The organism is Clostridium sp. YIM B02551, assembly GCF_022324735.1.
Classification (GTDB): domain Bacteria; phylum Bacillota; class Clostridia; order Clostridiales; family Clostridiaceae; genus Clostridium_T; species Clostridium_T paridis.
On record NZ_JAKGTF010000012.1, the window covers coordinates 101,753 to 122,180 of the forward strand.

Sequence of the window (20,428 nt, forward strand, 5' to 3'; positions counted from 1 at the left end):
TTTTTATGAAGGAATCTTAGGATTTTTATACTTTTATTTTAAGAAAAACTTAAGGGAATGTTAATTTTATGGTTAGAAGTTATTGGTAACATAAATTAGGTGAAGGGAGGAAGATGTATGAAAGTATTAGAAGTAAAAAACGTAAAAAAGAAACTAGGAAAAAAAGAAATTATAAAGGGTGTTTCTTTTTCTGTGGAAGAAGGAGAGATATTTGGGTTTTTAGGACCAAATGGTGCAGGTAAAACCACAACTATAAGAATGCTTGTAGGACTTATTGCCCCAAATGAAGGAACTATACAAATATTAGGGCATGATATACAAAAAGATAGGGAAAAAGCATTAGCTAATTTAGGTGCGGTAGTTGAAAATCCAGAACTTTATGGATACTTATCAGGAAGAGAAAATCTTATGCAAATCGCAAGAATAAGAAAAGTACCAAAGGAAGAAGTTGAAGAAGTTATTAAGCTTATAGGGTTAGGAAATAGAATAGAGGATAAAGTTAAAAAATATTCATTAGGAATGAAGCAAAGGCTTGGTTTAGGAGCAGCATTACTAGGAAACCCAAAGCTTATGATATTAGATGAACCTACAAATGGATTAGATCCATCTGGAATACTTGATTTTAGAGAAATAGTTAAGAATGCAGCAAAAGAAAGAGGAATGTCTGTATTTGTTTCTTCGCATATATTAAGTGAAGTACAACATTTGTGTGACAGAGTTGCATTTATTAATGGTGGAGAAATTAAATCAGTTGAGATGGTAAATGAGGATGGAGTAGCAACACAAAAAGATACTATGGTTATTGTTACTACTGATGATGATAAGGCTGTTAAAATTATAAAGGAATTAGGAATTATTCATAGTGTTAATATATACGATGGAGAAGTAGTAGTTTCCATAGATAAAGGTAATTCTCCTAAATTAATACAAGAATTAGTAGCTAAGGATATAGAAATTATAGAGATTTATAGAAAACACAAGGGGTTAGAACAGAGATATATGGAACTTGTGGAAGGAGGGATAAGGTAATGTTATTTACGTTAACTAAAAATGAATTAAGAAAGATATTTGGAAGAGGAAAAACCTATGTGGTTTCAATATTATTTGTAGCCTTTGTAGCACTATTGTTTATCGGGAGTAACATAAGTGAAAACAGAGCTAAAAAAGCAAATTCACCTGAAGGAAGAGTAGCATCCTTAAAAGAAAGTATAAGCTGGTTGGATCAAGATATGAAGCAGCTTGAGTCAAAATCAAGTTCTGATAGTAGCGTGGAGGCAAAGAAGAATGATCTTAAAGCAAGCAGAGATAGAGCTCAGGCAGCACTAGATAAATTAGAAAAACAAATAAAAGAAGGTAAAGTTACAGATGATTGGAGGACAAATTTAGATGAAGAAATAACTAGCTTAAAGCAACAAATAAATGATGAAACACAACCTGATAGGTATAAGGCTCAACTTAAAACAAGATTAGATGAACTAAATTATTATAAGGCCAATGATTTAAAACCTATAGAATCATGGCAGATTAAAGGATTTAATTTTATTGAAGGAATTATGCAAATATTAGGAATGGTATTCTTAGCAGTAGGTATTGCGATATTTATGAGTGATATGGTTTCAGGAGAATTTACGCCTCCAACTATGAAATTCTTAATAATACAACCAGTATCAAGAGCAAAGGTATTATTATCAAAGTTTATTGCAGTAGTGGTAAGTTGTGTAAGTTTAATATTATCAATTGAGATTGTGGCATTCTTATTAATAGGATTATTTAAGGGCTTTGGATATGCAAAAATGCCTATGATGTTTAATACAAAATATGCTTTTGATATGAGCAAAGTACAAGACGGTGCGCATCCACTAGTTCAAGTTGCTGGGACGGGAGAAATGATACCACAGTGGAATTTTACAATTAGAATGTTTCTCCTTCAGATATTATTTATAATTGTATGTTGTTCATTTGTATTTTTAATTTCATCACTATTTAAAACTAGTATGATTTCTATGGCAGTAACAACATGTGTGTTTGTACTTGTACAGATATTATCCCAAGTTTTATCGCCAGTTAAAAAAATAGCTAATTTCTTATTTACATCTTATGGAGATGCAGGGGGACTTTTAAGTGGAAGCATGGCAGTCCAATATAATAATCCTAATATGACCTTAGCCTTTGGGATAGCAGTAATGGTAATAACAACTATAGTATTCTATATAATATCTCATGTGGTATTCACTAAGAGAGATATATTAATATAATTATATATTCCTCAATTAATGGATAAACTTATGATATAATTTAAGTAAATATTTAGCTATTGAGTTAAATTCTTATAAGATTGTAGGAGGAATATTATGAGCTTGAATTGGAGTTTAAAAGAACTATACGAATCATTTGAGAGTATAGAATTTAAAGAGGATCTAAAGAATACTAGTAGTTTGATTGAGGAATATAATGCTTGGGTAAGCAAAATAACAAGTAATTATGAAGATTTATTAAATAAAATAGAAAACTATATAGAGAAAACTAGTGAATTAAAGAATTATTTCTTTAAGCTTGGTTCTTTTATAGAACTTTCATTAAGTGTAAACACTAAGAATTCAGAAGCATTAAAAGCATCTGATATACTAAATCAAAATTTAAGTAATATGGCAGAAGCAAATGCAAAATTAGATAAATGGATTGGAGGAATAAAACATATTGATAAGTTAATTTCTTCATCTAAGGTTCTAAAGGAATATGAATTCTTCTTAAAAGAAAAAATTGAGATGGATAAATATGTTCTTAGTGATAAAGAAGAGGGCGTTATAGCTAAAATGCAGAATACAGGATCTACTGCTTGGCTGAAACTTAAAGATTCACTAATTTCAAATCTACAAGTAGAAATAGAGATGGATGGAGAAATTAAGGAATTACCTTTAACTGTTATACTTACAATGGCCTATGATAAAGATAAAAAAGTAAGAGAAAAAGCTTATGAGGCTGAAATTAAATCTTACAAAAAAGTTGAAGATGGAGTAGCAGCTGCGTTAAATGCAATTAAGGGAGAAGCACTTACTATAAGTGATATGAGAGGATATAAATCACCTTTAGAGATGACTCTTATAAATTCTAGAATGGAAGAAAAAACTTTAAATGCAATGATGACAGCAATGAAAGAGTATCTTCCAAGCTTTAGAAAATACTTGAGAAGAAAAGCTGAATTATTAGGATATAAAAATGGCCTTCCATTCTATGAATTGTATGCTCCAGTATCAGAGGTTGATATGGAATTTGACTGTGAAAAAGGAAAGGCTTTTGTGGAAGATAATTTCAGAACCTTTAGTAAGCATCTCGGAGATTTTGCAAGAAGGGCTTATGAAAATGAATGGATAGATTTCATGCCAAAGGAAGGAAAGGTAGGTGGGGGTTTTTGTGAAAATCTTCACTTCATAGGAGAAAGTAGAATACTTTTAAACTATGGAAATTCTTTTAATGATGTTGTCACACTTGCGCATGAATTAGGTCATGGATTTCATGGTGAATGCCTAGGGAAAGAAAAAGTATTAAATTCTGATTATCCAATGCCAATTGCAGAAACAGCATCAACTTTCTGTGAAACAATAGTAAAAAAAGCAGGAATTAAGAGAGGAAATCCTGAAGAAGCCTTCTCAATACTTGAAACAGAAATAAGCGGATGTACTCAAGTAATAGTTGATATATATTCAAGATTCCTTTTTGAAAGTGAAGTATTTGAGAGAAGAAGAAATGGAGCATTATCTGCAGATGAAATTAAAGAGATAATGATAAATTCACAAAAAGAAGCCTATGGAGATGGATTAGATGAAAAATATCTTCATCCATATATGTGGACTTGGAAACCTCACTATTATTATGTAGACAGTAATTTTTATAATTTCCCTTATGCATTTGGATTATTATTTGCAAAAGGATTATATGCTAAGTATTTAAATAGCGGGGATAAGTTCACAGAAGACTATGAGAAATTATTAGCTATTACAGGGAAAAATAAGCTTGAAGATGTGGCTAAGGTTATGGAAATTGATATTACAAATGCAGATTTCTGGAGAAGTTCTCTTAAGACAATTGAAGAAGATATAGAGGAATTTATAGAACTAAGCAAAAAAATAAAATAATATTTTAAATTAAAATGGAAGCTAAATTTGAAGGGTACTTAAAAATTAGCTTCCATTGATATTATAATATAAGAAAATTAAAAAATAACTTAAGAGGATTATTAGTTGTGAAATTTTGTTAAAGGTTGTAAAATAGTATTATTAATAACAAGAGGTGATTCTGTGAGAACTTCGCTTAATATAACTAATAAACTTACTATGCTTAGTGAGATGAGCAATGACTCAACATTTCAAATACTTCAATATGACGCATTAGAAGGTGGCAGCGATATAGATAATGCCATCAAACTAAAATATATGAGGGATGCTGGAATCAAATTAAAGCAGGTTAGGATTATTTTAGATGAGAGCTCTGTGAATATAGGCCCAGGAACTTTAAGCTATATGAAGGGCGACATAACTATTAGCAATAAAGTAGGCGGCGTAGTTGGATTGGGTAAAAAAATATTTGCAAGTAAAGTTACAGGAGAACCTTTATTTAAGCCACAGTGTGAAGGTACAGGTGAGATATTTTTAGAACCTAGCTTTGGACATTTTGCACTAATAGAGTTAGAAGATGAAGAAATAATAGTTGATGATGGATTATTTTTTGCATGTGAAGGTAGTATTGAAGTAGGGGCTGCTAGAGTCAGGAGAATTAGTGCAATGGCTTTTGGTGAAGAAGGATACTTTCAAACTAAACTTTCAGGAAGTGGAATAGTTGTTTTAGAAATACCTGTTCCAGAAAAAGAAATTTTTAAGTGTACATTGATAAATGATACTTTAAAAGTAGATGGTAATTTTGCTATACTAAGAAGTGGTGAAATTGAATTTACTGTTGAGAAAAGTACTAAATCAATAGTTGGAACTGCAACTGCAGGAGAAGGATTACTTAATGTTTATAGAGGAACAGGACAAATATGGCTTATTCCAACTAAAAATATATATAATGAGCTAAAGACAAAGGGGTTAGAATATGAATCTAAGCCTCATGGTGATATAGATACGAATGTTTAAAGCTCAAAAAGTTTGTAAGGAGGAAGAAAAATGAGTATCGAAGTTGTTATATCTTTAGTATTAGTAGGAGCACTTTTAATCGGTGGAATTATTATGAATATAAAAATTGAAAAGTTAGAGAAGATGAATAAGTTAGAAGAAAAAAAGAATAAATAGAACATTAGGGGGTGGCTTTAGGATAGAGCTACCCTTAATTACGGACACTTTTATAGAGTTATGCATATAGTGAAATAAGTGATTTCAAAGGGAATTATAGGGTTTTGTGAAAATGTTTATATTGTAAAGTTGTATCAAGTAAGTATTTTTTGTATAATTATATTTGTGAAAAATTTATTACTTAAAACGAAAGAGTGAGGTAATTTTATATGGGAAGAATGTTTGGAACAGATGGGGTAAGAGGAATAGCAAATACTGAGCTTACATCAGAGCTAGCATATAACTTAGGTAGAGCAGGAGCTTATGTGTTAACGGAGGGAACTCATAAACCGAAGATTTTAGTTGCTAAAGATACTAGAATTTCAGGAGATATGTTAGAATCAGCATTAATAGCAGGTATACTTTCTGTTGGAGCAGAAGCTATTTCATTAGGGGTTATACCAACACCAGCTGTGGCATACTTAACAAGAAAATATGGAGCAGATGCAGGAGTAATGATTTCAGCATCTCATAATCCAGTTGAATATAATGGAATTAAGTTTTTTGATGATAAAGGATATAAACTTTCTGATGAATTAGAAGATGAAATACAAAGAGTAATAGAAACAGGATTTAAAGAAGTACCTTCTCCAATAGGACCTGATTTAGGAAGAAGAATAGAAGAAGTAGGTGCGCTAGAAGATTATATAGAATTTGCTAAAGAAACTATTTCTGTAGATTTGAGAGGAGTAAAGGTTGCATTAGATTGTGCTAATGGGGCATGTTATTCAGCTGCAGTTAAAGCTTTCAGAGATCTTGGAGCAGAGGTATATGTAATAAATGATAATCCAGATGGAACTAATATAAATGAAAAATGTGGATCAACACATCCTGAAGAGTTAATGGATTATGTAGTTAGAAAAGGGTGCCATGTAGGTTTTGCATTTGATGGAGATGCTGATAGATGTTTAGCGGTAGATGAAACTGGTAAATTAATTGACGGTGATTTTATAATGGCTTTATGTGCAAAGCATCTTAAGGAATTGGGAAGATTAAAGGATGACACTTTAGTTGTTACAGTAATGAGTAACTTAGGACTAATGCTTGCTTGTGAAAAGGAAGGAATCAAAACATCTATAACTAAGGTTGGAGATAGATACGTTTTAGAAGAAATGATGAAAAGTGGTCATGTATTAGGTGGAGAACAATCAGGACATATTATATTCTTAGAATATAATACTACTGGAGATGGACTAGTTACTGCTTTGCAAGTTGCTTCAACAATTAAGAGAAGTGGAAAATCATTAAGCGAATTAGCAGGTATAATGCATCAATTGCCACAGGTTTTAGTTAATGCAAAAGTACCTAATGATAAAAAAGATATTCATGAAACAGATGAAGAAATTAAAGTTGAAATAAAGAAGATAGAAGAAGCACTTCATGGTTGTGGAAGAGTACTTATTAGACCTTCAGGTACAGAACCACTAGTTAGAGTTATGTTAGAAGGGGAAAACCAAGAAGAAATAGATAAAATGGCTAACGAACTAGCAGAATTAATCTTAAAAAAAGCTAATGCTTAGTAAATAATTAAATATTACTATATTGGAAAACCGTAATAAAATGCATTTTTGTTACGGTTTTCCTATTTAAATAAATTAGAGAAGTTGATATAATTAGCTTAAAATTATACTAAAGAAACAAAAATTATACCTTGAAAAATCTACCTTAAATGAACTTCTAGCTATAATATTGAATATATTTCAATATATAATTTTTGAATGACTTATTTCAAAGGAGAATAAAGAAATGAATATATCATTTGCTGTAATAAGTGACGTTCATCTAAAAAGTAAAACTACAAAAGATGAAAAAAAATTTAAAAAAGCTTTAGAAGTAGTAAATAGATTAAGACCTGAACTAGATGCCATGATCATTGCAGGGGACATTACGCATGGAGGGAAAAAATCAGAATATATTAAATTTAAAAATATATATAATGAATATGGAAATCCTAGTGCAGAAAAGATTTTTGTTATGGGAAATCATGATTATTGGAATGGACTGCCTATTAAAATGGCTCAAAAAAGGTTTAAAGAATTTACAGGTGGTTTAATTCATTCTCATAAAATTATAAAAGGATTCCATTTTATTTCTGTGAGCACAGAAGGCAGATGGAGGGATGGGCACTTTACTTCAAAATTATTAAAATGGGTTAAAGAAAGACTTGAGATAGCAAAAAATGACGATCCTAAGAAACCAATATTTTTTACGGTTCACCAGCATATAAAAGGTACTGTGTATGGAAGTGAAGAGTGGAGTAATAAATCATTTTACAATGTTTTGAAGGATTATCCTCAGGTTGTAACATTTACAGGACATTCACATCATCCTTTAAATGATCCTAGATCAATACATCAAAAAGATTTCACATCTATAGGAACTGCATCTGTTAGCTATATAGAGATGGAAAAAGGAAAGGTGAATGGAAGTATTCCACCAAGAGCTGATGAGTTTTCACAAGGATTATTAATAAGCGTATCTGAAGATAATAAAGTTATAATTGAAGCCCTAGATTTCGTAAATGAAAAGATTATAAATACCCCATGGGTATTGGAAGAGGTTGGAGATAAGTCTAAGTTTAAATATACTGATGATAGATATAAACTTGGAATTAAACCATACTTTAAAGGTAAAATGGTTAAATTGAAAGATGTTACAAGTGATTCAGTAACTATAATATTTAATCAAGGGAAGCATAAAGATTTTATTCATTCTTATAAAATTGAAGTTGTTAATAAAATTACCGGTAAAATTCATAAGGAATTTTTAGCTTTTTCAGATTTTTATTTAAATAAGTCAAAGTCTAAACTATCTGTTAAGTTAACAGGTCTTATGAAAAATACAAAATATAATCTTAAAATAAAAGCACTAGAATCCTTTGGACATGAAAGTGAAGATTATTTAACCGCTACTTTTGAGACAACGAATAAATCTAGAATTAAGACTATAACTGATAATATAATGCTTTGTATAGAATATTTATTCCCATCAGCACAAAAAAGATAAAAAAGAGAATTAAAAAAATCTCTTAGGCAAAAAATATAGCTGAAGGGAGTGATAGTTTTGGTACAAAGAAGAGAAAATAATGCATTACAAAAAGGTCAAAGAAGGCAAAAATTGCATAACAATCAAAATAATAGAGGTACTGATAAAAAACCAGCTGAATATGAAAACTTTAATGGAGAAGAAATTAAATAAGAATTAAATAAAAATCTACAAGTGTATTGCTTGTAGATTTTTTCGTTTATGTATTATTTCTTTTTTCACGCATAATTGTAAAAGTTGATAGAGATATGGATAAAACTAAAAGAAGCAGTGGCAGTAACCAAGGCTTATCAAGCATAACATAGGATTTCCAGGAGAATAAAAAGTCAATCATTTACTAAAACCACCTTTATGTAGATAAAACTTTTTTGTGCAACGCTTTTTTTATAAGGATAAATACAAATAACAGAATAGGTAGAACATAAAATAAAGGAAACCACAAATTATAGGGTACTATTTTTACACCTACTTCTATATGTTCTGGGCCACTAGCAGCCATATTTGTTCCAAGATACAATACAATCAAGGAAACTGGAATAATTGTTTTATTTTTATTACTTGTATAAAGTAATTTCTGTACACCTTTAATTGCGCAAAATATATGAATAAATAATTTGAAAAATGCTGTTGTTAGAAAGAATAGTACATTTATAGCATCTAGATTTTCGATGAATTTACCTATGCTAATAGTTCTGATTAATCTATATAGAGGTAAATTGCTTCTGGAAAAGGTAGTTGCCCCTACAACAATAATAGCTAAAATATCAAGTAACGCAATAAACAATCCTGATACTAAGGTTGCAAGTAAAGTACTTTTAATTAGTTTGTTTTGATCTTTTACTTCTGGCCAAATCATTGAGAATTCAATTGTTTGACCAAAGGTCTGAGTTATTCCTAAGGGAAAAACTGAGTTAAATATATTCTTAAAACCTTTATCTAAAAAAGGTTTGAGATACTGAAAATGCACAGTATCAGAAAAAAATATTAATATAATTTCTAGAACTGAAAGTATTAATATAATTGGAAGAAATAATTCACCTAATCTTCCTATTATTTCAAGACCTGCATATAAAGCATAAACAATAACGAGCATAAATATTATCTGTACTACAAAGCTTGGGGTTCTAGGGAGAATTGTATTTGGAATTAATAGTTTTAAATCTTGTAATCCCCGTCCCCCGTCATACATAAACTCAAGAACATAGAACCAAGCAATAGGAAATCCTATCCACTTTCCAAGGTGCTTTGGAAACCATTCAATTAAAGTCAAACCAGGATTAGCCTTTGATAAATAAAGGTAGAGTAAATTTATTAATAATCCTATAAAGGTTGATATCAAAACGGAAATCCAGGCAGCTCTTCCAGCTTCTGCAGCGAACCCAAAAATAATGGTGCTTCCAATCTCATACAAAACCATTAGAGAAAATAATTGAAAGTTTGAAATCTTTTGCATTCTAACTCTCCTTAAAGACTTAAATATTTATTTTATAAGGTCTTCCTCCTTTTTTAAAATTGATTTTGAATCAAAACCTGTTGAAAAGATCTTTACATTACAATTAATAATAATTTTTGATTTAGAAAATTCATTATTCCAGTGATCTTTAAAAATAGTATCCCATTGCTTGGGATATTTGCCATGGACCTTTGCACCAAAGCCTACCACGTCTAATTTATATTGCTTTTGTATTTTTTCTAAAGATTCATTAATCATTTCAGTAATCTCTTTTGCATACATTTTTTGAGCATATTCAATTGCTGAATGACTGCTTAAATCTAATTTTGATGAACTTTCATATATAGTAGCGTCTGCAAATATATTTACATTAAATTCAACATTATCACCTTTTAAGATGGGATCTATTTTAGTTTTAACTCGTTCTATTCTTCCAGATATTAATCCACCACCTTTTTCATTAGGAATTTTAGCGGTTATCATTCCATTATTGATTTCATTTTTTAACCAAAGAATACCTCTAGTTTCTCTATCAGTTATAAATCCAGCTAATTTATCATCCTTAAATAATGCAGATCCTGGAATTGATAATAAAGACTTGCTTTTTGAACTGCTATAATCCACAGAAGATATTCTTTGAATTATAGGTGCTATGGCCTCGACACCTTCTTCAGTTATTGCATATAACATATCCTTATATCTCATTTTAAGTGCTAAATTTAAGTCTTCTAATTTCCCAACTTCCTCAAAAGGGGTATTCTCGATTGGAGATTTTACCTCTAAGATATCAGAAGCCTTGCCCTTAGAAAATAAAACATATGTCTTTAAGGGAACTTGTTGATCTCTTGAAAAAAAATCAAGTATATCAGAAAGCCCTGAGCTAGCAGTAGATTCACCAACTATTAAGCATTCAGCCTGTGATAAAAAAATTTCTCTAGATAATTTTAATTCTATTTTTCTATAAGCATCTATTATATTTTCTCCTTCAGCTGAAACTAAAATAGTATCATTTTGGCCACTAGAAATTTCACTTTTACTAGTTGGTTGCCTAGGTATTGAAGATAAAAGTGTAAGAGAAATTGTTCCATCTTTATTAGTATCAAGAGCTATAGCTGAAACTATTAAGAGGTGGTCTAATTCTTTCTTATCCCAACAACCTACTAGAGATGCACATATCATCAAGAATATAAAAAACAAGGAGAGTACTTTCTTGTATCTCATAATATATTCACTCCTAAACTTGCACGTATAGATACATAATTTTAAGGATTATTTTTGCGCCTAATATTTTTCTTATTTATATATTCGGGGCGTTTTTTCATAAAAGGCCAAGGAACTCTAACCACAACATCTTTAAGGCCGGATAGGTCTAGTGGTGCTAATGGTGATAAATAAGGTATACCAAAAGAATTTAATTTTGCCATATGAATTAATACAGTAAGAAAACCAATAAACATTCCATATAGTCCAAAGGTACCGGCAAGTATCATCATAAAAAACCTAAGAACTCTAACTGATAGAGAGAGATTATATCTAGGAATTATAAATGAGGCTATTCCTGTTATGGAAACAATGATAACCATCGATGAAGAAACTATTCCAGCTTTAACGGCAGCATCGCCTATTACTAAAGCACCAACAACACTTACAGTTTGACCAGTACCACTAGGTAGTCTAAGTCCAGCTTCTCTCAAACCCTCAAAAAATATTTCCATTACTATAGCTTCAATAAGTACTGGAAAAGGAACATTTTCTCTTGATGCCCATATGGTGAATAATAATTTTTTAGGGATCATGCCTTGATGAAAAGTTAGTAAGGCAATATAAAAAGAAGGCAAGGAAAAAGCTAAACCTAAAAAAATATATCTTACAAAACGAATCATAATACTTGGTAGATACCTTTCATAAGAATCTTCACTAGTTTGCATGGTTTCAAAGAGAGTTTGAGGTGCCATAAGAGCAAGAGGCGTATTATCAATAAGTATACCAACGTGTCCTTCAAGTAGGCTGCTGCAAAGTTTATCTGGACGCTCAGTATAGCCAAATTGAGAAAAAATAGAGAAATGGTTGTCTTCTATTAATTCTTCAATATAACCACTCTCAAGTATGGCATCAATATCTATCTTATTTAATTTATATTTAATATCCTCTACTAAAGAGTCACTAGCAATACCATCTAAGTAACTTACATATATGATTGTTTTTGATAGTCTTCCAACTAGAATTTTTTCCATTTTTAAAGAAGGTGTTTTGAGTCTTTTTCGAACTAGAAGTAAATTGGTTTTTATGTCCTCAGTAAATCCATCTCTTGGGCCACGAACGACAGGTTCCATAACTGGTTCAGTTACGCTTCTTTTCTCATATTTCTTAACATCTAATGAAATAGCTTCCTTAAGTCCATCTACCATAAGGATGGCATTACCTGTAAGGATATTATCTACAGCATCTTGAAAAAAGTTGATTTTATTAACATCCCCAATTGAAACTATTTGTTTTCTTATAAAATCATTAAGCTCATTTGAATTAATTGAAGATTTATCTAGGTTATTAAAGTTATAGCTAAGTAATGGTTTAAGAATATTCATATCGATTTGTTCCACATTAACGAACTCATCTATATAGATAATTAGGGCATCAGATAAATTATTTATTTTAAATTCTCTAAAAACAATATCTGAACAGTTACTTAATATTTGTTTAAATTCATTATAATCATGAGATAAATCTCCGCTAAAATTTTTATCATTTTGTAGATTATTTTTAGAAGTGTTTTTAGATGGCTTCATGAACTTACCCTCCCTTTATTAAGATTAAGTTTCTCATTTAGATAAATTTTTATGCTAATTGGTATAATATTAATAAATAAATTTGGTAGGTGATTTTATGGGAAAGTATACTAAACCCTCAAAGGAAGAACTAGAAAAAATATTAACTCCACTTCAATATTCAGTTACTCAAGAAAATTCCACTGAAAAACCCTTTGAAAATGAATACGATGAATTCTTTAGGGAAGGTATTTATGTTGACATTGTAACAGGGGAACCGCTTTTCTCCTCAACAGATAAATATAATTCTGGATGTGGGTGGCCTGCATTTTCAAAGCCTATTGAGAAGGGAATTGTAAAAGAGAAGGCAGACTTTAGTCATGGAATGCATAGAGTAGAGGTAAGAAGTAAAGAAGGGGATTCGCATTTAGGCCATGTTTTCAATGATGGACCTAAGGAATTAGGAGGAATGAGATATTGCATTAATTCAGCTTCGTTAAAATTTATACCAAAAGAAAAATTAGAGGAGGAAGGATACGGAGAATATTTAGTATTATTTGAAAATAAACTATAGAAACTTAACCCAAATTATATGATAAAATTTTAGAAAAATATTATAAAATATAAAAGTATTTGTAAATTTAGATACTGTTAATATAACAAAACTAAATTGTGAAAATGTTAATTATAAACAAAAAATATTTAAAATATAATAAAAAATTTATAAAGTATTGACGAAATTATTATATAAATGTACAATAATTTCAACAATAAGAAATTTAAAAGTTAATATATGACCTTAAAAATAAATGCTACGAGGGAGACCTTTATTTAGAGATGAAAGTTTCAGAGAGTCGGTTGTTGCTGTGAGCCGATACTTTTACTAAATGAATATCACTCCTGAGCAGAGTCCTGAAAGTTATAATGATGTAACAAGTAGGCGACTACCGGTAAGCCCCGTTAAAAGCAAGGGTTTGTTAGAACCGAGTGATATTATATTTAAGGCGGAAGATATGTTTATATTCCCACCTCTTATGATTGTATCATTAAGGGTGGGTTTTATTTATCCAAATATAGATTTTAATAATGAAAATACTTATTAAAAAGGGGGGGCATTTATGGATAAGCATGTCTTATCAGTGGTAGTAAAAAATTATTCTGGTGTGTTGAGCAGAGTTGCTGGATTGTTTTCAAGGAGAGGATACAATATTGATAGTCTAACAGTAGGAAGAACTGAAAATCCAGAATTCTCAAGAATGACAATAACTATGTTTGAAGATGGGGATACATTAGAACAAGTAAAAAAGCAACTGGGGAAGCTAGAAGATGTAAAGCAAGTGGTAGAACTTGACCAGGAAGACGCAGTATATAGAGAATTAGTCCTAATTAAAGTTAAAGCTGATGCCACTCAAAGAGCTGCTATTAATGAAATAGTTAGAATCTTTAGATGCAAAGTAATTGACATTTCCATGGAAACTTTAACTATAGAACTAACTGGTGATGAAAGCAAAGTTGTGGCACTTATAAAGCTTATGGAGGAATATGGAATAAAGGAAATGGTAAGAACAGGTCTTGCTGCTCTTGAAAGAGGGGAAAAGGACATAAGCTCTCATGGGGAATACTTCGAAGCATAATTTTATGAAGAATTAAAAGTAAGAGAGGTTAATAGCATGAGCAATAAAGTATTTATTCTAGATTCAACCTTAAGAGATGGTGCTCAGGGGCAGGGCATATCATTTTCAGTTGAGGATAAACTAAAAATAGTTAAGGCATTGGATGACTTAGGAATTGATTACGTAGAAGCTGGTAATCCAGGTTCAAATCCTAAAGATATGGATTTTTTCAGAAGAGCTCAAGGGTTAAGACTCAAAAAAACAAAGCTAGTTGCCTTTGGCAGTACAAGAAGAATTGGAGTAACAGTAGAGGAAGATAAGAATCTTCAAGATTTATTAGAAGCAAAAACAGAAGTAGTAACTATATTTGGGAAAAGTTCAGATTTTCATGTAACAGAAATTTTAAAAACAACTTTAGATGAAAATCTTAAATTAATAAAAGAATCAATAGAATATCTAAAGAAGCATCAGAAAGAAGTTATTTTTGATGGGGAACATTTTTTTGATGGTTATAAAAGCAATAAGCAATACTCCATTGAGACGCTGAAAACTGCTAAAGCAGCAGGAGCAGATGTAATAGTCTTGTGTGATACAAATGGAGGAACAACTCCAAAAGAAATATTTGATATTGTAACTGAAGTAAAAGAAATATTAGGTGATAACATAGGAATACATTGCCATAACGATATTGGGGTAGCTGTGGCAAATTCAATTATTGGGGTGGAAGCTGGAGCAAATCATATTCAAGGAACATTCCTAGGAATTGGTGAAAGGTGTGGAAATGCTAACTTAAGCACAATAATACCTACATTAATGTTAAAGATTAATAAGGATGTTATTCAAAAAGAATTGTTATCAAGTCTCAAATCTACAGCTATGATGCTTTCAGAAATATCAAATATTCAACTTAAAGATGATACGCCTTATATTGGAAGTGCAGCTTTTGCACATAAGGGTGGTATGCATATAGATGCAGTGGTAAAAGAACCAAAATCTTATGAGCATGTAAATCCAGAAGTAGTAGGAAATAGTAGAAGAATATTAGTATCTGAAGTAAGTGGCAAAAGTACAATACTAAAAGAAGTCCAAAAGATATTTCCTAATTTCTCAAAGGATAGCAAGGAAGTTCAATTAATTATAGATAAACTAAAAGAATTAGAACACCAAGGATATCAGTTTGAGGGAGCGGAAGGAACAGTAGAACTAGTAATAAGAAAGATAATAGGCAAATACAAACCATTCTTTCAATTGAATAATTTTAAAGTAATAGGAGAGCATCCATCTTCAAAAGCAAATTTTACTTCAACAGCAGTTATAAATGTAAATGTTGATGGAAGAGATGAAATGACAGCAGCAGAAGGAGATGGGCCAGTAAATGCATTGGACAAGGCTCTAAGAAAAGCACTAGAAGTATTCTATCCTCAATTAAAGTATATAAGACTTGTGGATTATAAGGTTAGAGTGCTTGATGAAGGTACAGCTACAGAAGCATCGGTAAGAGTTCTTATTGAATCTTCAGATGGAAGTGAAAATTGGACTACGGTAGGAGTATCTAGAGATATTATTGAGGCAAGCTGGATAGCCCTTGTAGATTCCATTGAATATAAACTAATAAAAGATATTGAAAGAAATGTAAGAACATATTTTTAAGGGGGAATGATTTAAATGGGGATGACCATGACACAAAAAATCCTTGCAGCACATGCAGGTTTAGAATCAGTAAAGGCGGGGCAATTAATTGAAGTAAATCTGGATTTAGTTTTAGGAAATGATATAACGACTCCAGTAGCAGTAAAAGAATTTAATAAAATAGGTATTAATGAAGTTTTCGATAAAGAAAAAATTGCAATTGTACCAGATCATTTTACACCAAATAAAGATATTAAGGCAGCTGAGCAAGTTAAGACGATAAGAGAATTTGCTCAGGATAAAGGAATAGTTAATTTCTTTGAAATAGGGGAAATGGGAATAGAACATGTTATCATTCCTGAAAAAGGTTTAGCTGTTGCAGGTGATGTAGTAATTGGGGCAGATTCGCACACTTGTACTTATGGAGCATTGGGAGCATTTTCAACAGGAATTGGCTCAACAGACATGGCAGCTGGAATGGCTACAGGAAAGTGTTGGTTTAAGGTACCTTCTGCAATTAAGTTTGTGCTTAAAAATAAACCTTCAAAATGGGTTAGTGGTAAAGATGTAATTCTACACATTATCGGTAAGATAGGTGTTGATGGAGCTTTATATAAATCAATGGAGTTTGTTGGAGAGGGACTTAAATATTTATCAATGGATGAAAGACTAACTATGGCTAATATGGCTATAGAAGCTGGAGCAAAAAATGGTATTTTCCCAGTAGATGATAAAACGGTAGCATATTTAAAAGAACATTCAACTAGAGAGTATAAAGTATATGAAGCAGATGCTGATGCTGAATATGATGAAGTAATTGAAATTGACTTAAGTACTTTAAGACCTACAGTTGCTTTCCCACATCTACCTGAAAATACTAAGACAATTGACGAAGTAGGAGATGTAAAAATAGATCAAGTAGTTATAGGATCTTGTACTAATGGAAGAATAGAAGATTTGAGAGTGGCTGCTGAAATATTAAAAGGAAAGAAAGTAGCTAAGTATGTTAGAGCAATAATCATTCCTGGATCTCAGAAGATTTATCTTCAAGCTATGGAAGAAGGACTAGTTAAAACCTTTATAGAAGCTGGAGCGATTTTCTCTACTCCAACTTGTGGACCATGTTTAGGTGGACATATGGGTATATTAGCAAAGAAGGAAAGATGTGTATCAACTACTAACAGAAACTTTGTTGGTAGAATGGGGCATACGCAATCAGAAGTATATTTAGCAAGTCCAGCTGTAGCAGCAGCTTCAGCAATAACTGGTAAAATAACAAATCCAGAAGATGTAGCATAGGGGGTAAAGGAATATGAACGCTAACGGAAAAGTTTTCAGATATGGAGATAATGTTGATACAGATGTAATAATACCGGCTAGATATTTAAATACATCAGATCCAAAGGAGCTTGCAGCTCACTGTATGGAAGATATAGATGATACATTTGCAAGTAAAGTTCAAGTTGGGGATATAATTGTTGCAGATAAGAATTTTGGATGCGGCTCTTCAAGAGAACATGCACCAATTTCAATAAAGGAAAGTGGGGTAAGCTGTGTAATAGCTAAAACTTTTGCAAGAATATTTTATAGAAATGCTATAAACATTGGTTTGCCAATACTTGAATGTCCAGAAGCAGTTGAAAACATAAACGCTGGAGATCAAGTAGAAGTAGATTTTAATACTGGAATCATAAAGAATTTAACTTCAGGTAAGGAATTCCAAGGAGAGCCTTTCCCAGAGTTTATGCAAAAGATAATTAATAGTAACGGACTAGTTGAATATATAAAGAATAAAAACTAAGGTGTTAAATAAATAGGGGGTTAATTATGGAATATAAAATTGCAGTAATACCAGGGGATGGAATCGGACCAGAGGTTATAGATGAAACTATAAAAGTTTTAAACCTAGTAGGAGAAAAGTACTCTCATAAGTTTAACTATGAGTATGTATTAGCTGGAGGAATAGCTATAGATGAGAAGGGGACACCTCTACCAGAAGAAACCTTAGAGATATGTAGAAATAGTGATTCAGTTTTACTAGGGGCAGTTGGAGGTCCAAAATGGGATGATCCTACTGCAAAGATAAGACCAGAACAAGCATTATTAGGATTAAGAAGTGGCTTAGGACTTTATTGCAATTTAAGACCAGCAGTGCTTCATTCAGCATTAAGAGATGCATCACCACTTAAAGATTCAATAATTGGGGATGGAATAGATATTTGTGTAGTTAGAGAATTAACTGGTGGAATATATTTTGGGGAAAGAAGCCTAGTTAAAAATGGAGATGAAGAAACAGCATCAGATACAGAAAAGTATAGTACTTCAGAAATTAAAAGAATAGCAAAGATAGCATTTGAAACTGCAATGAAAAGGAAGAAAAAAGTTACACTAGTTGATAAAGCAAATATACTTGAAAGTTCAAGACTATGGAGAAGAGTAGTGGATGAAGTTCACAAGGATTATCTAGAAGTAGAATTAGATAGACAATATGTTGATAATGCTGCTATGCAGCTTGTTAAAAATCCAAGACAGTTTGATGTTATAGTAACTTCAAATATTTTTGGAGATATATTATCAGATGAAGCCTCAATGATTACTGGTTCAATTGGAATGTTACCATCTGCTAGTTTAGGAGAAAGTACAAACGGAATGTATGAACCTATTCACGGGTCAGCACCTGATATTGCTGGAAAAGGAATAGCAAATCCACTTGCTACAATATTATCAGCCGCTATGATGCTTAAGTATTCCTTTGGGTTATTAAATGAAGCTACAGTAATAGAAAAAGCAGTAGAAAAAGTTCTAGAAGAGGGATATAGAACTGGAGACATAATGAGTGAAGGTAATAAATTGGTTGGTACTAAGGAAATGGGGGAACTAGTGGTTAAATATATAAAAGAAGGGAAGTAATTTATTTTATGAGAAGCGATAGAATAAAGATAGGAGCAGACAAAGCTCCCCATAGATCACTATTAAGAGCAGCAGGATTTTCAGATGAAGAGATGAAAAGACCTATGATTGGAATTGTAACTTCGCAAAATGATATAATTCCAGGTCATGTTCACCTAGATAAAATAGTTCAAGGAGCTAAAAGTGGAGTGCTTTTAGCAGGAGGAACACCAGTTGTATTTCCTACCATAGGAGTGTGTGATGGTATATCAATGGGACATGAAGGAATGAAATATTCATTGCCAACAAGAGAACTTATAGCGGATTCAATTGAATGTATGGTAAAGGCACATTCCTTTGATGGACTTGTACTTGTACCAAACTGTGACAAAATAGTTCCAGGTATGCTTATGGCAGCTTTAAGATTAAACATACCAGCAGTAGTTGTTTCAGGTGGACCTATGCTTGCAGGAAAATATAGAGGTAGTTCAATATCATTATCGACAATGTTTGAAGCAGTTGGAGCTTATAATGCTAATAAAATATCAGAGGAAGATTTATTGGAGATGGAAAGTAGTGCATGTCCAACTTGCGGATCTTGCTCAGGTATGTTTACAGCAAACTCAATGAACTGTTTAACAGAGGTGTTGGGATTAGGATTGCCTGGTAATGGAACAATACCAGCTGTTTACTCAGATAGAATAAGATTGGCTAAGGATGCAGGCATGGCAATAATGAAATTAGTTGAAAAGGACATTAAGCCTAGAGATATAGTAACAGAAAAAACTATAAAGAATGCTCTTACTGTTGACATGGCATTAGGATGTTCTACTAATTCAGTCTTACATTTAACAGCCATTGCAAATGAAGCTAAAATTGAGCTTAATTTAGATATTATAAATGAAGTAAGTTCAAAAACTCCAAACTTATGTAAGTTAGCTCCAGCAGGAGAGAATCATATAGAAGACTTATATTTTGCTGGTGGAATACAAGCAGTAATGAATGAACTTTCTAAAAAGGATTTACTAAATCTTGATTGTATTACAGTCACAACTAAGACTTTAGGTGAAAATATTAAGGAAGCTCATGTTATTAACTACGATGTAATAAAGCCTATAGAAAAGCCTTATAGTCAAACTGGAGGAATACAGGTTCTAAGAGGAAACCTAGCAGTAGATGGGGCAGTTGTTAAGAAATCAGCTGTACTTCCAGAAATGATGAGACATGAGGGGCCAGCCAAGGTTTATGACTCAGAGGAAGATGCAATAGCAGCAATCTGGGGAGGCAAAATACAAAGTGGTGATGTAATAATAATAAGATATGAAGGTCCAAAAGGCGGACCAGGTATGAGAGAGATGTTATCTCCAACATCAGCAATTGCAGGTATGGGACTAGATAAATCAGTAGCACTGATTACTGATGGTAGATTCTCAGGTGCAACAAGAGGGGCATCAATAGGACATGTGTCTCCAGAGGCTGCAGTAGGTGGAAATATTGCATTAATAAAAGACGGAGATATTATCTCTATAGATATTGAAAAAGGTAAGCTTGAAATTAAGGTTTCAGATGAAGAGCTTGAATCAAGAAGAAAAGATTGGAAAGAACCAGAACCAAAAATTACTGATGGATATTTAGGTAGATATTCAAAATTAGTTAGTTCAGCTAGCCAAGGAGCTATATTTAAATAAAATTGTACTGCTTAGGACTTAG

At 31.7% G+C, this 20,428-nt stretch carries 19 protein-coding genes; 15 read left to right on the plus strand and 4 right to left on the minus strand.

Annotation, left to right across the window (positions count from 1 at the left end):
- Positions 1-117 precede the first annotated feature (117 nt).
- The 8 genes from L1S47_RS15175 to L1S47_RS20655 all read left to right on the plus strand — a co-directional run bounded on the left by L1S47_RS15175 (position 118) and on the right by L1S47_RS20655 (position 8,522).
- On the plus strand, positions 118-1,029 hold the full coding sequence (locus tag L1S47_RS15175) for an ABC transporter ATP-binding protein (protein WP_238884342.1): 912 nt from the start codon (positions 118-120) through the stop codon (positions 1,027-1,029).
- The gene (locus L1S47_RS15180; protein WP_238884343.1) at positions 1,029-2,255 is read left to right on the plus strand and encodes an ABC transporter permease; all 1,227 of its coding nucleotides are present in this window, start codon (positions 1,029-1,031) and stop codon (positions 2,253-2,255) included. Before L1S47_RS15175 ends, L1S47_RS15180 begins: the two co-directional genes overlap by 1 nt.
- 96 nt (positions 2,256-2,351) lie before the next feature.
- The gene (locus tag L1S47_RS15185) at positions 2,352-4,133 is read left to right on the plus strand and encodes a M3 family oligoendopeptidase (protein ID WP_238884344.1); all 1,782 of its coding nucleotides are present in this window, start codon (positions 2,352-2,354) and stop codon (positions 4,131-4,133) included.
- A gap of 162 nt (positions 4,134-4,295) precedes the next feature.
- Positions 4,296-5,129 (plus strand): AIM24 family protein, encoded by an 834-nt coding sequence (locus tag L1S47_RS15190; RefSeq protein WP_238884345.1) that lies wholly within the window; start codon positions 4,296-4,298, stop codon positions 5,127-5,129.
- Positions 5,130-5,159: 30 nt separating this feature from the next.
- The gene (locus L1S47_RS20650) at positions 5,160-5,285 is read left to right on the plus strand and encodes a hypothetical protein (RefSeq protein WP_274601380.1); all 126 of its coding nucleotides are present in this window, start codon (positions 5,160-5,162) and stop codon (positions 5,283-5,285) included.
- Positions 5,286-5,494: 209 nt separating this feature from the next.
- Positions 5,495-6,844, plus strand: coding sequence for a phosphoglucosamine mutase (gene glmM / locus L1S47_RS15195; RefSeq protein ID WP_238884346.1), 1,350 nt, complete (start codon positions 5,495-5,497; stop codon positions 6,842-6,844).
- A 226-nt stretch (positions 6,845-7,070) separates the two neighbouring features.
- Positions 7,071-8,330: a metallophosphoesterase gene (locus L1S47_RS15200; protein WP_238884347.1), complete on the plus strand. Its 1,260-nt coding sequence runs from the start codon at positions 7,071-7,073 to the stop codon at positions 8,328-8,330.
- 57 nt (positions 8,331-8,387) lie between these two features.
- Positions 8,388-8,522: a clostri-philic family protein gene (locus L1S47_RS20655; protein ID WP_274601378.1), complete on the plus strand. Its 135-nt coding sequence runs from the start codon at positions 8,388-8,390 to the stop codon at positions 8,520-8,522.
- A gap of 46 nt (positions 8,523-8,568) precedes the next feature.
- On the opposite strand, the gene L1S47_RS20660 is transcribed toward L1S47_RS20655, so the two are convergent.
- Genes L1S47_RS20660 through L1S47_RS15215 form a run of 4 tightly spaced genes read right to left on the minus strand, consistent with a single transcriptional unit; the run spans position 8,569 to position 12,608 of the window.
- Complete coding sequence (locus tag L1S47_RS20660) at positions 8,569-8,703, minus strand: hypothetical protein (protein WP_275297858.1); 135 nt, start codon at positions 8,701-8,703, stop codon at positions 8,569-8,571.
- Positions 8,704-8,718: 15 nt separating this feature from the next.
- A complete protein-coding gene (locus tag L1S47_RS15205) occupies positions 8,719-9,822 on the minus strand; it encodes an endospore germination permease (protein WP_238884348.1) in 1,104 nt (367 codons plus the stop codon).
- Between the two features lie 27 nt (positions 9,823-9,849).
- Positions 9,850-11,043: a Ger(x)C family spore germination protein gene (locus tag L1S47_RS15210; protein ID WP_238884349.1), complete on the minus strand. Its 1,194-nt coding sequence runs from the start codon at positions 11,041-11,043 to the stop codon at positions 9,850-9,852.
- Between the two features lie 41 nt (positions 11,044-11,084).
- Entirely contained in the window at positions 11,085-12,608 is a 1,524-nt protein-coding gene (locus L1S47_RS15215) for a spore germination protein (protein WP_238884350.1), read from the minus strand.
- 97 nt (positions 12,609-12,705) lie between these two features.
- Here L1S47_RS15215 and msrB point away from each other — a divergent pair, with 97 nt between their 5' ends.
- The 7 genes from msrB (at position 12,706) to ilvD (ending at position 20,406) form a co-directional block, all read left to right on the plus strand.
- Positions 12,706-13,161, plus strand: a complete 456-nt coding sequence (msrB, locus tag L1S47_RS15220; protein ID WP_238884351.1) for a peptide-methionine (R)-S-oxide reductase MsrB — start codon at positions 12,706-12,708, stop codon at positions 13,159-13,161.
- A 544-nt stretch (positions 13,162-13,705) separates the two neighbouring features.
- Complete coding sequence (gene ilvN / locus L1S47_RS15225; RefSeq protein WP_238884352.1) at positions 13,706-14,221, plus strand: acetolactate synthase small subunit; 516 nt, start codon at positions 13,706-13,708, stop codon at positions 14,219-14,221.
- A 36-nt stretch (positions 14,222-14,257) separates the two neighbouring features.
- Complete coding sequence (gene cimA, locus L1S47_RS15230; RefSeq protein ID WP_238884353.1) at positions 14,258-15,850, plus strand: citramalate synthase; 1,593 nt, start codon at positions 14,258-14,260, stop codon at positions 15,848-15,850.
- A 15-nt stretch (positions 15,851-15,865) separates the two neighbouring features.
- Positions 15,866-17,128 (plus strand): 3-isopropylmalate dehydratase large subunit, encoded by a 1,263-nt coding sequence (leuC, locus tag L1S47_RS15235; RefSeq protein ID WP_238884354.1) that lies wholly within the window; start codon positions 15,866-15,868, stop codon positions 17,126-17,128.
- A gap of 13 nt (positions 17,129-17,141) precedes the next feature.
- On the plus strand, positions 17,142-17,630 hold the full coding sequence (gene leuD, locus L1S47_RS15240; protein WP_238884355.1) for a 3-isopropylmalate dehydratase small subunit: 489 nt from the start codon (positions 17,142-17,144) through the stop codon (positions 17,628-17,630).
- A gap of 26 nt (positions 17,631-17,656) precedes the next feature.
- Positions 17,657-18,739, plus strand: a complete 1,083-nt coding sequence (gene leuB / locus L1S47_RS15245; RefSeq protein WP_238884356.1) for a 3-isopropylmalate dehydrogenase — start codon at positions 17,657-17,659, stop codon at positions 18,737-18,739.
- A gap of 8 nt (positions 18,740-18,747) precedes the next feature.
- Positions 18,748-20,406, plus strand: a complete 1,659-nt coding sequence (gene ilvD / locus L1S47_RS15250; RefSeq protein WP_238884357.1) for a dihydroxy-acid dehydratase — start codon at positions 18,748-18,750, stop codon at positions 20,404-20,406.
- Positions 20,407-20,428: the final 22 nt, after the last annotated feature.

Bases quoted from the DNA above. Each gene is read 5' to 3' on its own strand.
- L1S47_RS15175 (WP_238884342.1), top strand. From the start codon at position 118: ATGAAAGTATTAGAAGTAAAAAACGTAAAAAAGAAACTAGGAAAAAAA.
- L1S47_RS15180 (WP_238884343.1), top strand. From the start codon at position 1,029: ATGTTATTTACGTTAACTAAAAATGAATTAAGAAAGATATTTGGAAGA.
- L1S47_RS15185 (WP_238884344.1), top strand. From the start codon at position 2,352: ATGAGCTTGAATTGGAGTTTAAAAGAACTATACGAATCATTTGAGAGT.
- L1S47_RS20650 (WP_274601380.1), top strand. From the start codon at position 5,160: ATGAGTATCGAAGTTGTTATATCTTTAGTATTAGTAGGAGCACTTTTA.
- glmM (WP_238884346.1), top strand. From the start codon at position 5,495: ATGGGAAGAATGTTTGGAACAGATGGGGTAAGAGGAATAGCAAATACT.
- L1S47_RS15200 (WP_238884347.1), top strand. From the start codon at position 7,071: ATGAATATATCATTTGCTGTAATAAGTGACGTTCATCTAAAAAGTAAA.
- L1S47_RS20660 (WP_275297858.1), bottom strand. From the start codon at position 8,703: ATGATTGACTTTTTATTCTCCTGGAAATCCTATGTTATGCTTGATAAG.
- L1S47_RS15205 (WP_238884348.1), bottom strand. From the start codon at position 9,822: ATGCAAAAGATTTCAAACTTTCAATTATTTTCTCTAATGGTTTTGTAT.
- L1S47_RS15210 (WP_238884349.1), bottom strand. From the start codon at position 11,043: ATGAGATACAAGAAAGTACTCTCCTTGTTTTTTATATTCTTGATGATA.
- L1S47_RS15215 (WP_238884350.1), bottom strand. From the start codon at position 12,608: ATGAAGCCATCTAAAAACACTTCTAAAAATAATCTACAAAATGATAAA.
- msrB (WP_238884351.1), top strand. From the start codon at position 12,706: ATGGGAAAGTATACTAAACCCTCAAAGGAAGAACTAGAAAAAATATTA.
- ilvN (WP_238884352.1), top strand. From the start codon at position 13,706: ATGGATAAGCATGTCTTATCAGTGGTAGTAAAAAATTATTCTGGTGTG.
- cimA (WP_238884353.1), top strand. From the start codon at position 14,258: ATGAGCAATAAAGTATTTATTCTAGATTCAACCTTAAGAGATGGTGCT.
- leuC (WP_238884354.1), top strand. From the start codon at position 15,866: ATGGGGATGACCATGACACAAAAAATCCTTGCAGCACATGCAGGTTTA.
- leuD (WP_238884355.1), top strand. From the start codon at position 17,142: ATGAACGCTAACGGAAAAGTTTTCAGATATGGAGATAATGTTGATACA.
- leuB (WP_238884356.1), top strand. From the start codon at position 17,657: ATGGAATATAAAATTGCAGTAATACCAGGGGATGGAATCGGACCAGAG.
- ilvD (WP_238884357.1), top strand. From the start codon at position 18,748: ATGAGAAGCGATAGAATAAAGATAGGAGCAGACAAAGCTCCCCATAGA.